Origin of the sequence: Moorena sp. SIO4A1, assembly GCF_010672065.1 — a bacterium.
GTDB lineage: Bacteria > Cyanobacteriota > Cyanobacteriia > Cyanobacteriales > Coleofasciculaceae > Moorena.
Window position 1 is genome coordinate 1 of sequence record NZ_JAAHHX010000111.1, and the last position, 12,557, is coordinate 12,557.

General features: G+C 44.1%; 13 protein-coding genes. 6 read left to right on the top strand and 7 right to left on the bottom strand.

Going from position 1 to position 12,557, the window contains the following annotated elements; genetic code table 11:
• Positions 1–100: 100 nt before the first annotated feature.
• From F6K53_RS33595 to F6K53_RS33605, 3 genes are read left to right on the top strand one after another with little or no spacing between them, the layout of a single operon-like run.
• A complete protein-coding gene (locus F6K53_RS33595) occupies positions 101–328 on the top strand; it encodes a hypothetical protein (RefSeq protein WP_293071994.1) in 228 nt (75 codons plus the stop codon).
• The gene (locus tag F6K53_RS33600; RefSeq protein WP_293071995.1) at positions 325–5,223 is read left to right on the top strand and encodes a hypothetical protein; all 4,899 of its coding nucleotides are present in this window, start codon (positions 325–327) and stop codon (positions 5,221–5,223) included. Before F6K53_RS33595 ends, F6K53_RS33600 begins: the two co-directional genes overlap by 4 nt.
• A 39-nt stretch (positions 5,224–5,262) precedes the next feature.
• Positions 5,263–5,484 (top strand): hypothetical protein, encoded by a 222-nt coding sequence (locus F6K53_RS33605; RefSeq protein ID WP_293071996.1) that lies wholly within the window; start codon positions 5,263–5,265, stop codon positions 5,482–5,484.
• Here F6K53_RS33605 and F6K53_RS33610 read toward each other — a convergent pair.
• Positions 5,463–6,692, bottom strand: a complete 1,230-nt coding sequence (locus F6K53_RS33610; RefSeq protein WP_293071997.1) for a DUF1501 domain-containing protein — start codon at positions 6,690–6,692, stop codon at positions 5,463–5,465. The genes F6K53_RS33605 and F6K53_RS33610 overlap by 22 nt on opposite strands.
• Entirely contained in the window at positions 6,689–6,874 is a 186-nt protein-coding gene (locus F6K53_RS33615; protein ID WP_293071998.1) for a hypothetical protein, read from the bottom strand. Before F6K53_RS33615 ends, F6K53_RS33610 begins: the two co-directional genes overlap by 4 nt.
• Positions 6,875–7,039: 165 nt before the next feature.
• On the opposite strand from F6K53_RS33615, the gene F6K53_RS33620 reads away from it, so the two are divergent.
• Positions 7,040–7,198 (top strand): hypothetical protein, encoded by a 159-nt coding sequence (locus tag F6K53_RS33620; protein WP_293071999.1) that lies wholly within the window; start codon positions 7,040–7,042, stop codon positions 7,196–7,198.
• Between the two features lie 4 nt (positions 7,199–7,202).
• On the opposite strand, the gene F6K53_RS33625 is transcribed toward F6K53_RS33620, so the two are convergent.
• Positions 7,203–8,714 carry a DUF1800 domain-containing protein gene (locus tag F6K53_RS33625; protein ID WP_293072001.1) on the bottom strand — a complete coding sequence of 504 codons (1,512 nt, stop codon included), beginning with the start codon at positions 8,712–8,714 and terminating at the stop codon, positions 7,203–7,205.
• A gap of 201 nt (positions 8,715–8,915) precedes the next feature.
• On the opposite strand from F6K53_RS33625, the gene F6K53_RS33630 reads away from it, so the two are divergent.
• Together F6K53_RS33630 and F6K53_RS33635 are read left to right on the top strand one after the other, a co-directional pair.
• Entirely contained in the window at positions 8,916–9,086 is a 171-nt protein-coding gene (locus F6K53_RS33630) for a hypothetical protein (protein WP_293072000.1), read from the top strand.
• Positions 9,087–9,322: 236 nt separating this feature from the next.
• Entirely contained in the window at positions 9,323–9,586 is a 264-nt protein-coding gene (locus tag F6K53_RS33635; protein WP_293020207.1) for a hypothetical protein, read from the top strand.
• A gap of 170 nt (positions 9,587–9,756) precedes the next feature.
• Here F6K53_RS33635 and F6K53_RS33640 read toward each other — a convergent pair whose 3' ends face one another.
• From F6K53_RS33640 to F6K53_RS33655, 4 genes are all read right to left on the bottom strand, one after another.
• Positions 9,757–10,179 (bottom strand): ribonuclease HI family protein, encoded by a 423-nt coding sequence (locus tag F6K53_RS33640; RefSeq protein WP_293020205.1) that lies wholly within the window; start codon positions 10,177–10,179, stop codon positions 9,757–9,759.
• Between the two features lie 265 nt (positions 10,180–10,444).
• Positions 10,445–11,512: a WD40 repeat domain-containing protein gene (locus F6K53_RS33645; protein WP_293020203.1), complete on the bottom strand. Its 1,068-nt coding sequence runs from the start codon at positions 11,510–11,512 to the stop codon at positions 10,445–10,447.
• A complete protein-coding gene (locus F6K53_RS33650) occupies positions 11,509–11,994 on the bottom strand; it encodes a heavy metal-responsive transcriptional regulator (RefSeq protein WP_293083702.1) in 486 nt (161 codons plus the stop codon). Before F6K53_RS33650 ends, F6K53_RS33645 begins: the two co-directional genes overlap by 4 nt.
• A 73-nt stretch (positions 11,995–12,067) precedes the next feature.
• The gene (locus tag F6K53_RS33655; RefSeq protein ID WP_293046697.1) at positions 12,068–12,376 is read right to left on the bottom strand and encodes a hypothetical protein; all 309 of its coding nucleotides are present in this window, start codon (positions 12,374–12,376) and stop codon (positions 12,068–12,070) included.
• Positions 12,377–12,557: the final 181 nt, after the last annotated feature.

Here is a 12,557-nt window from a genome sequence, read left to right on the forward strand (position 1 = left end):
CAGCTAGTAAGGTAATTTGGCATTTCACAACCCAAGATGCACGAATTAAATTGAAGCATCAATATCGCTGTTTTTGAAGATGTTGAATCCGACAATTCTAATGCATCAAATTAAGCTTGCCACGCCACTACGCACTGTTCCCTGTTCCCTGTTCCCTACACTGGCTACCAGGCGGAAAATGAGGGCTCGCCCTTGGGTGGTGCGTTACGGGGCGGGCTGTCTCAACCAGGGTGTTGAGGTTGAACATGATAGCAAGCCCGCCCCTAACGCACCCTACGCACCTCCCTGTTCCCTGTTCCCTGTTCCCTGTTCCCTTTGCTATATATGAGTGCCTCCGATAAAACCAAAGAAGTTGCTGCCTACAACGAGCGTGCGTTGCAAACATTGGCTTGGGCAATTGAAGCGTCTCAGGGGCAATTTTCACTGATTTTTGCACACTGTAACTATACCTATGTACAGCAGCAAATGACTGAGGGGCTGCGAGAAAGCTGTCCTGTTCCAATCCGCGAGGTTGTGCTGAAAAAGTCTGATCGCAAACTTTATAGCAAGATTCGGCAGGATTTAGGAGATCAGCAACCAGGGGCTATGATGGTCTTTGGCTTAGAGGCCGTTGATGATATTGATAGCTTGCTGACTGCCACTAACCAAGTGCGGGAAGAGTTTCGGAAAAATTTCCATTTCCCCCTAGTGCTGTGGATTAATGATGACGTTCAAACCAAATTGGTTCGGGTTGCTCCTGATTTCGAGAGTTGGGGCACAACTAGGGAGTTTCAAACCCCTCCTGATTCCTTATCTTATGAATTAATCTATACTCTCTCTCAACAAGCTAAGGAGATATTGGCTACCTTTCCAGACTCTGATCCCGACAAATTTTTGTATGAGCTGAATCGGGGGATAGATGATCTATCGGAATTTGGTTTAGCTTGGCAATATTTACACCATCAAAACCAGGAAATAGAGCCAGATTTAGACGCTATTTTTTACTTCATGGTAGGTCGAAATTACTATGCTAAACAACAGTTTAAAGAATCATTAATTTACTTTGAAAAAAGCTTAGATCTATGGCAAGTAATAACCCGTTGCGATTGGCAATGGATGGTTTTATTTCATATCGGTTTATGTCCTTATGGAAAATCTGAACGACAAAATTTATTTGAGCAATGTGTTGATAGTTTAGCTCAGATATCTGATCAGGATTTAGCTAACCGATTGATTACTCAATTTGCCAGAGTCTTGCAACGCTTACAACGATGGCAAGACTTGGAAACCTTAGCCCAAAGGTCTCTAACACTCCATAGAACCCATGGTAATTCAATTGAGTTAGCTAAAGATTATGGTTTTCTGACGGAGGTAGCTTTAGCTAAATCAGCTTGGATTAAAGCTAAGAGATTAGCAGAGCAAGCACTCTCCATCCTGCCAACTAGTTTTTCGGCTGAATCAACAGCAACTTTATCGGAGCATAAAGCAAAATTAGATGGAATGCCATCTGTTGATAAAGCTTGGTATTTATTATTATTGGCAAGAGCAGAAAACGGTCTTGGTAATTATCAAAATAGTATCACGGATCTCAAGAGATCTAAAGCAGAAACTAAACCCCATTATGCTCCAGAGCTTTATATTAGGATTTTGGCAAGCTTGCGAGAAGCATACTTTAAACAGGGTGACTATTTAACTGCTTTTAGAGTTAAACAAAAACGAATATCCATTGAGCAACAGTTTGGCTTGCGAGCGTTTATTGGTACAGGGAGATTAGAGCCAAAACGCAGAAGAGCCAATTCTCAACTTCCAGCCCTTGAGCAGCCTGAAATGGTTGCAGACGAAATTATCGCTTCTGGTAGACAACGCGATATCAATAATTTGCTTGAAAGAATTGGCAACCCTAATCATAAATTAACCGTCCTTTATGGTCCATCTGGGGTAGGAAAAAGTTCTTTAATCTATGCAGGATTAGTTCCAGTTCTCAAGCAGCGAGCCATTGGTCAGAGAGATGTATTGCCAGTGACTCTAGGAGTCTATACTGACTGGGTCATAGATTTAAGTAGATTATTGGCAGAGGCTCTACATACAAGAGGCTTTAGTGCATCTATTAATTCTGAATCAGTCAACAGTATTTTGGAAGAGTTACAAGAAAATTATAACAGAAATTTGTTAACAGTTTTAATTTTTGATCAGGTTGAAGAGTTCTTTTTACGCTTTTCAAATCGAATTGAAAGACAGACTTTTGCAAATTTCATAAAAACATGTATAGATCAAATACCTTATCTTCATATAGTCTTCTCGCAAAGAGAAGATTATTGGCACTTTTTGTTACTCTTAGAGAGGCTAACTAAAATAGAAGCGATTGACGATAGAAAGAATCGTTACTATTTAGGGAATTTTTCTCCTCAAGAAGCTCGTATTATTTTTGAAAAGTTATCTAAAAATAATCAGTATTATTTAGATAAAAATTTAATTAATGAGTTAGTCAAAGATTTAGCAGGAGAGCTAGGAGAAGTTCGTCCCATTGAGTTGCAGATTGTAGGGTCACAATTGCAAGAAGATAAAATCACTAAACTACTTGAGTATCAAAAAATTGGTTCTAAAGAAAAGCTAGTGGAGCAATTCTTAGCTGGAGTTGTAGAAGACTGTGGGGAGGAAAATGAACGTAAAGCAGAACTATTTTTATACTGTCTAACAGATCAAAACAACAATCGACTGCTCAAGACTAGGGCAGAATTATACTCCAATATATTGAAAAGGGTAAATGAGACAGAAAACCTAGATTTAATATTAAATATTTTAGTTAAATCGGGATTAGTTTTACGTGTGCCAGAACATCCGAATAATCGCTATCAATTGGAACATGACTATCTTGTTACTTTTATTCGCAGACGAAAACAAACTGCTGAATCTGCTGAATCTGCTGAATTACGTACTGAGTTGGAACAGGAGAGAGAACAGCGAAAACTTATCGAAGTCAAGCGAAATCAGATATATAGGAGATCACTCGTTGGCTTAACTACAGCAATAATGTCTCTATCAGTATTAGCATCCTTCTCATTCTTATCTTTTAGAACAGCCAAAAACAATGAAATTATTGCCCTTACTAAATATTCAGAAGCCCTATATAATGTAAATAGGGAGTCAATTGATCCACTAATAGCAGCTTTAAAAGCAGGAAGACAACTTAAGTCAGCAACCGTAGTAGGAACCGATACCCGCACTCAGACTTTAGCTACATTACAGCAAGCCATTTATGGAGTCAGAGAGCGCAATCGTTTGGAAGGTTATGACAGTTGGGTTAATAGCGTCATTTTTAGTCATGGGCAGAATTTGATTGCTACTGGTAGTGTTGATGGCACCGTCAAACTCTGGCATAGAAGCGGTAAATTATTAAGAACTTTTGTAGGGCATTCATCTGATGTCAACAGTTTAAGTTTCAGTGGTGATAGTAACATCCTTGCCACTGGCAGTGCTGATGGCACCGTCAAGCTCTGGACTATAGACGGTAAATTGCTCAAAACTTTCCAGGGGCATGAAGCTGAGGTTACAAGTATAATTTTGAGCCCTGACGGTAAAGTGATTGTCAGTGGTAGTAGTGACGGAATAGTAAGATTGTGGGACACACAAGGTAACCCAATTGGGCAGCCCTTTCCAGCACATAAAGCTAGTATTACGAGTATCAGTTTCAGCCCTGACGGTAAAGTGATTGTCAGTGGTAGTCGCAACGGAATAGTAAGATTGTGGGACAGACAAGGTAACCCAATTGGGCAACCTTTTCCAGCACAGAAAGCTGCAGTCACAAGCATCAGTTTTAGCCCTGATGGTCAAACCCTTGCCACTGCCAGTCTAGATGGAGCTGTCATACTATGGAATCTTCAAGGTCAGAAACTTCTTACTATTGAGGAATTTAGTGCCACAATCAGCAGCATCCGTTTCAGTCCTGATGGTAAGACATTTGCTACTGGCAGTTTCGAGGGAACTGTTAAGCTCTGGAGTCGGGAAGGTCAGGAACTCCAAATCTTTCTAGGTGGTAATAGAGAGATTACAAGTATGAGCTTCAGTCCCGATGGCAAAATTTTAGCCACCGCTAGCAGAGACTTGACTGTCAGACTCTGGAGCGTTGAGGGCTATAATTTCGAAACCCAAACCCTATCTGGACATGCCGCTGCGGTCGATAGTGTCAGCTTTAGTCCTGATGGTAAGACAATTGCCACTGCTAGCTTTGATGGAACTGTGAGGGTCTGGACACGAGACGGTAGACTAGTCATGACCTTGGTAGGACATCAAGGTGCAGTCATAAATGTTAGTTTCAGCCCTAATGGTAAATTCATTGCTAGTGCTGGTTTGGATGGAACAATAAAGCTATGGAGTCTCGACGGTAAACTAATCCAAAGTATTGATGCCCATAAAGCTAGTGTTTACAGCGTTAGTTTCAGCCCTGATGGGAAATTACTTGCCAGTGCTGGTTTGGATGGAAATGTTCGGCTCTGGGATTTTGTAACGGGTCAACTAATAGTAAACTTGCGAAGTGGTACGGAGTGGTTTAATAGTGTTAGTTTTAGCCCTGATGGACAAATTATTGCTGCTGCTAGTAAGGATGGAACCGTAAAACTCTGGAATTTAAAGACGAGAAAAGAAATCCACACTCTCGAGGGGCATGAAGATAATGTTTACACTGTCGAATTGAGCCCTAATGGCAAAATCCTCGCTACTGCTAGTAAGGATGGAACCGTTAAGCTCTGGAATTTAACAGGTAAACAACTGGCAACTCTTAAGGGGCATAGTGCTGCAGTGATTAGTCTCAGTTTTAGCCCTGACGGTCAGACCCTTGCTACCGCGAGTCTGGATGGAACTATTAAACTCTGGAATTTGAAAGGTGAAGAACTGGCAAGTATAAAAGGACATAGTGGTGCAGTCAATAGCGTCAGTTTTGGTCCCGACGGTATCATACTTGCCAGTGGTAGCAGTGACGGGACAGTCAAACTCTGGTTTAGATACGGTACACTACTTGAAACACTCCAGAGTAGTGGTGCTGGGATCAATAGTGTTAGCTTCAGCCCTCACGGCAAGACTCTTGCTACGGCTAGTCAGGATAACACTGTAATCTTGTGGAATATTGATCTGGCTCTAAGTAGTCTAGATGAGCTACTGCGACGTGGTTGTGATTGGGCTGGGGATTATCTGAAGAATAACCCGAATGTAAGTGAACGCGATCGCACTCTTTGTGAAGGCATCAACTAAAAAGATTAATCCGTTGGTGGGCAGTGCCTACTAAGGCTATTGGCAATCACATCAATCTGTCGAAAGCACTGCCCACCCTACATGAATTTTGGTCACGCTTCTATGGTGGGCAGTGCCTACCAAGGGGATTGGCAACCACATGAATCTGTCGAAAGCACTGCCCACCCTACATCTAAAATGCGATTGACCTTTGGTCACGCTTCGCGATCGCACTCCCCTCCCCGGACACTTCTCTTTCCCTACAAAAGCCCCAGACTCTGATTAGACTTAAAACCAGGAAAGATTTGGGCTAAATTGGAGTCTCCAATCTCCATATGTTCCCTGAGCAAAGGCATCAGCACCTCACGAAAATCCGTAGTTACTGCTAAGTCCCGTTTTTCATACAACTGGGATTCCGCCAAACCCGGCCACTCTCCATAGACCTTACCACCGCGAACTCCTCCACCCAAGACCCACATCACATTCCCGTGTCCATGGTCAGTACCCTTGTTACCATTCTCTGCCAGGGTACGACCAAATTCTGACATCACCACAATTACAGTATCCGCATAAATCGGTTCTAAGGCTTTGACTAGAGTAGCCAACCCTTGTCCAAGAGGCTTAAGTTTTCGAGCCAGCTGTCCTTGACTACCGCCCTGGTTAACATGGGTATCCCAGTCACCTAAGGCCAAAAATGCCAGTTGGGTCTTAGCATCCCCCACCATCAGCTTGGCTAATTTGCGGCTATCACCAACAAATTTAGAGGAAGGTGGTGCTCCCCGGTTAGCTGCCATCATTTCTTCCTTTAGCTCAGCCAGCAGTATCTTCCGTGCTTCACTTCCTTCCTGATAAGCCCGATTAATCGCATCATTACCACGATAGAGCTGATCAAAAGCAGCATCAATTTGGGGACGGTCTACAGGCAGCTTGTGATTATAATTTCTGCCCATCGGTAAATTAGCCACTGGCATCTGACCGGATAGAATCCGTGGGGTTGTTGTGCCCATATTCACGGCTTGAGTTGGTATTTCCTTGGGAATCGTCCCTAATAGTCGATTCATCCAGCCATCATCTGTACTCTTAATGCCTGGGGTGCCACTTTCCATGTAATCCTGAGCATCGAAATGGGAGCGAGTGGAGTCTGGTGAACCACTGGCGTGAATAAAGGCTAAACTTTTCTGTTTCCAAAGAGGCATCAAATCACCTAAAGCTGGATGTAAGCCAAAGTAACCATCTAAATCCAAGACTCCCCCTTTTTCCCCAGTGCGAGGAATCGCTATTCTCGGTCGCGCTTGGTAGTAATCAGCGTCTTGGTATGGCACAACTACATTCAATCCATCTATGCCACCCCGCAGAAAAATAACAATCAATCGCTTACGGTGATTAGTATTTGCCGTATTTGCTAATCCTCTGGCTACCCAACTCCCCATAGAGATAATTCCGCCAGCAGTTAGGAGGCTAGCTTGTTGTAATAATTTGCGTCTTTTCATGGTTGGTTTTTATAGCATAGGGAACAGGGAACAGGGAGCAGGGAACAGGGAGCAGGGAGCAGGGAGCAGGACATAGGCAATAGGCAATAGGCAATAGGCAATAGGCAATAGGCAATAGGCAATAGGCAATAGGGAAGATTAGAAAAGAGATCCGAGGAATTTTTGGTATTATAATAAATCATGATTTGGTTTCATGATCTATTTTTAAATGTTCTAAATAGCTTATATAATAATTGCAAATTTACCTTAAACATTGATTTAAAATTTTTAAATAACAAGTCATCATTAATCAGTCATACTTCCAAAAAGATAGCGTTTATCATACTTATTGAAACTTATCAGGTGCAGTGAATTTTTTTACTCCTACTCCCTCTGCCCACACTTCCCGCGCCCCCGCCCCACACTTCCCACACTTCCCACACTTCCCACACTCTTCGCCCTACTCCCTACTCCCTACTCCCTATTCCCTATTCCCTACTCCCGACTCCCGACTCCCTACTCCCTAATAGATTACCGATACATCATTTCTGGACTGCCCAGAATCAAGGCGGCTCGTAGCTTGGCAGGACTACTGTCGATGACTTCTTTGGTTTGGTCAGAAAAGTGATTAGCTAGGGTTTTTCTGAGTTGGACAGCATCTACAGGTTGACGCTTTTCTTTAGGTTGACGCTGCTCGAAATTACCATTGGCTAATGCGGTGGCAAAGCTGACCCGGCGAATCATCCCATCTGGACTGAGCCAAGCCTTCTCAGTATTTTTGTAACCATTGGGAGTTGGGCAGCCGTAGATGGGCATTCCTAGCTGACGGATAATACCAGAGAGGGTTTTCCATTTGGGCTTTTTACTGCCTGTAGCTCGCACTGCTGAGATGATGTAGTGATAGGGGGATTTAAATTTACTGTTGTAATACTGAGTGTCCCAAAATTCAGGGCTTTGAAATAGGGTTTCTAGAACCTTACGAATATCCCCATCGGTCTTAACAAAGCGTTGGGCTAGAGTGTCTACTAGCTTTGCTGGTGGCTGATCAGCTACAAAGTACTGGGCTAATTTGTAGCTAATGTAATGGGCGGTGGAGGGATGACGAGCCAGCAGATCTAGGGCTTGCTCTCCTTCTAGGCTGCCACTACCTGGAATCGGTGTACCCAGCAAAACTTTATCACTGTAATCATGGCGCTTACTTTCGAAATAAAATCCTCTACTGTCACCGTACTTACCCTCACGGTCAGTAGTCCAGCCAGTCAAGATCCGCGCTAGGGTAATTACATCCTCTTGGGTGTAGCCACCATCTACTCCTAGGGTGTGGAGTTCCATCAGTTCCCGAGCATAGTTTTCATTAAGCCCTTTGTATCGACCACGAGCTCCTGGACTTCCTGGTGCAGTGTTTTGGTGGTTGTCTAAATAGACGAGCATGGCGGGATGGTGAGCTGTAGCACCTAACAAATCCCGAAAACGACCAAGGGCATGGGGTCTAATGGCATCTTGTTCAAAGGAACTAACCCAGATCCGATTCAATCCCTTGCTATCAAAAACATTGAAGTGGTTGAACCAGAAGTCTACCATTACTTCCTGAAGCTGTTGAGGGCTAGCGATCGCTTTGATTAAACGGGCTTCTAATCCCTGCTGCCTAGGTATTTGCGATCGCTTTTGAGCCTGCTTCCGTTGTTGCTGAGTCAGCTGCCGTTTCTTTTTACCTTGTGGTGGTGCATAGCCTTTCCATAGCTCCACTGGATTCAGTTCCAGGGTATCCAAATTCTTGAGTTGTTTCCTCAGTTGTGGCGGTTCAGGAATAGATTCTGGGGAAAGTTGGGACTGAATATAAGCATCAACTCCCATGGATTTCACCCGTTCGATGTCCCCAGGGCGAGGACCAAAACTAACGCGATTGAGGACATGCAATACTTTCGGGTCAGTGGATAAACTGGCAGCGTGCCAAGGCTTGGGTAGTGCCCATAGGAGGATGACTGCCAAGATTAACCCTAATAGCCAGTAGACCGGCTTAAGGTTCAATTTTCCCAGATACATTGGTTTTAGGGAGTAGGGAGTAGGGAGTAGGGAGTAGGGAGTAGGGAGTAGGGAGTAGGGAGTAGGGGGAAGAGTTTTATTAGTAGTGGTTTCACCGCACGGGGAGGGGGGAGTGGAAAAAAATCCTGTGCACCTCACTCTTGATGAGAGATGAGAATTGCACTTGATTAGTTACTAAACACTGAGGGATCTGGCCAGTGGATGATCAGCCACAATTGCCGTTGGCAGTGCCTTTGGTACACTGGTCTGGATGCAACTGCTGACCTTCATCCTTTTCTTCATACTAATGCGATTGACCTTTGGTCACGCTACGCGAACGCATTTGTGATTGACCTTTGGTCACGCTACGCGATGAAGCTTCGCTTCCGCTAAAAGCGATCGCATGGTGTAGCAGCAGCAAAGTCTGGCAACGATCAAGCCCATCCCATCACTAGATGTTCAGCCGTTGCTCAGCCCGAAAATACCGGAAGTAGGGTACTTTACCTAACTCTGTTATCGCTTCAAGCATTAGAATATTAAGAATTGTGTCTAACTCTTGCTAGAGATTAGTCAAGAATAGATGCAAGACATCAGCAATTCTTAATATTCACACCCAAAAGAGAAACAAAATGGCAAAACATACTAAAGCTTTCATGTCCCGAACCGTAAAAAAGAATGAGCCTACTGGGGTCAAGTATATGACCAAAAACCAAATGGAGTACTATATGGGTGCCAAGCTTATAGAAATTGGGGTTGAGCCGAAATCAGCTATTTATCGATGGTCAGTAGAAAGCAAAGAAAACGATAACCACGAAGTTTGGACTTACGCAGCCTACTGGGGAGATTCCAAAGAGCAACTGTTGCAAGAGGAGCAGGCATCAAAAGAGAACTGATATTCCATTTCCATTGGGATTGGCAAGAGCCAAGAGTGTGGGGAGAGGGGGGATTCCTCTTGCCTACTCCCTACTCCCTACTCCCTACTCCCTACTCCCTACTCCCTATTCCCTATTCCCTGTTCCCTATTCCCTTTCCTATTGAAATTACTGCAAACCCCACGCATTCTTTACTTCTGGGACTTTTCCAAATCAATACAGTCATTAGCTAACTGGTCAGCTTCAAGGTTTTGGGTTTTGTTAATCCAGATTAATTCGTAGAAATCCAGTTTATCAAGAAGGGTTTTGGCTCGGGTGTGAAAGCTAACCAAATTGTTGTTTTTAACCATATAATCCCCATGGAGCTGGTTAATTACTAGTTCGCAATCCCCATAGATTTTGGCTTCTTTTGCTCCCAGCTTTAGAGTCTTCTGTAGTCCAAGGATTAGCCCCATATATTCAGTTTGGTTCTGAGTAGTAAATCCTAAGTATTGAGAGACTGGATAAACTTCACCTTGGTACTGAATTATAGCACCACAGGCGGATTGATTAGTTCGTCTTTTGCTGACACCATCGAAATGAATAATAGCAATATTATTCGATTTATCTGTCATAATATTCTTTAGCTTGTAGGGAGTTTGGTTGTAAGCATTTAGCCGTCAGCGGTCAGCAGTCAGCGGTCAGTAGTCAGCGGTCAGTGGTTAGCCTTTAGCTGATAGCTGATCGCTGATATAGCAGAAGTCAGAAGTTTGAAGTCAGAAGTCAGAAGTTAAACTAGCTTTGTATCTAGGTTTGAGGAAAAGTGACTGTCCTAAACTAGGCTTCGACTGCTGTAGCTGATCGCTTACCTGTTCCAACCCTACTTTAATTGGTATTTTTTTACTGTCGAGCCACCTCTGTTCTATTCGCCTGCCAAATTTTAATCGTCCGATCAAATCCCCCAGTAGCCAGAAAACGCCCATCCCGACTAAAGGCAAGGGATTGTACCCAATCTTGATGTCCAGTCAACCAAGCAATCTGCTTACCAGTGTTCAAATTCCACAACCGCACCCCATCACGACTAGCACTAGCGAGAATTGTGCCATTAACTGGATTAATTGCGATCGCACGAATCTTTCCAGTATGTTTAGTCAAGGTATACTTAAGCTGCCAAGTCTGCGTATCCCAGACCCTAATCTTACCGTCATAACCACTGCTGACTAGGGTTCTACCATTAGGGGTAAAGGCTAGAGCACTAGTGATACCTTGATGAGCTCGAATAACGTAAAGGGGTTGTCCTGTGTTCAGATTCCAAATTTTAATCGTGCCATTCTTGAGTCCACTTACCAGGGTTTCGGCCTTGGGATGAAGCGCTAGGGAATAGGTTGGATGATCAAAATCTGCCAGAGTGTAAAGGGGACGTTGGTTTCTGATGTCCCACACCCGAATACCATCCAATCCCCCAGTCACTAATACCTTACTATCTGAGGTGATAGCTAGGGAAAGTAAATTGCTAGTATGCCCTAGAAAAGTACGGGTATAGTCTCCTGTGTATTCTTCCTGATTCCATTGCCACAAATTGATTCGACCATCCTCCCCGACACTAGCCAGAATTGTTCCATCAGCACTAAAAGCCAGGTCGGACACTGAGGTTTGGTGTACTCGCAGGCTATCTATTTCACGACCGGTTTTCAGCCACCATAATTTCAGATGAGCATCACTCCTGCTACCCCCACTGAGTAGCACTCGCCCACTGGGACTAAATGACAGAGCATCCACAGCGGTAGAATGGGCTTCAATGGTACGCAGCAATTGAGGAGTTCTCCAAGATTGAGCCTGGGATGAAGCCATTTCCGGTATAGCTGCAACCATTAGCCCGAGTCTTGGTTCCCTAGCGTAGGTGGTACTGGTGACCACTGTCATGATCCCGATCACAGTTCCCAAAATCGCCAACGGTGTTTTTTTCATTCTGGTTGTTCGCGTAGCGTGGCCTTTTGGCCAAGGTTAGGGCAAATCGTCTTACTTTTCACCGCGTCAGGGGGATGTTCTTGCCAACCCGAAATTATACCCAACAACTCGGACTTTAGTAGTTCCAATGCTTCTATTTGTTCGGTAATTGCCTCAATCTTGAGCAGTAGATGCTGCTTAACCGCTCCACAAGGTAACTCACCAAAGTCATGGATTTTGAGGATGTCTTGAATCTCACTAAGGCTAAGTCCTAGGGATTGGGCACGTTTAATAAAAGCCAGTCGATTCAGCACCTGGTTGGTAAACAGGCGATAGCCAGAAGGGGAGCGGGTTGTGACTGGCGTAAGCAGACCAATCTCTTCGTAATAGCGAATGGTCTTCACGGGCAACCCGCTATGACTAGCTACCTGACCAATTTTGAGCCAGTCCTCTGATGAATTGGTGACAAGATCATTGGTAATTGGTAATTGGTAACTGACCACTGATAACTATCCTCTCCCCTCTGTTTCCCCTATTCCCTTAGGGATGAACAGTGTGATCTTAAAACAGCTTGACCTATCGAGGTGGTTGACGTCGATGTGATTGACCCTTGACAGCACTCAACATCGGTAATGGTGGACGGGAAGAACTGGGGGGAAGATACCGCTCCACAGGTTGCTCAGCCAGTTCAGTTTGCTGACTTTGGCTTTGCCACCAACGGACTGCCACTGCTATTCCCACCATCATCAGTCCAAAACTGAATAATGACCAGCGTCCGCCCACACCACCAATCACAGCATCCACCGCTCCGATAATCACGATGAAGCCTGAGATTGGCTCTTTACGGTAAGCTGACTTCAACACTCGATGCCATAAAGCATTTATCACGGCTTACTACTTACTCTATTTCACAGATTTACTTCTTTTGTAACAGAATAGTTGACACTCCCCGCCCTTGAAGGACGGGGATTCTTAGTTCTACGACACGCCTTAAAATTAGCTATCCTGAAAGGCAATATTTAAGCCAAATACCCGTTCATGCATAACCAAGTATCGAGCCTAATTT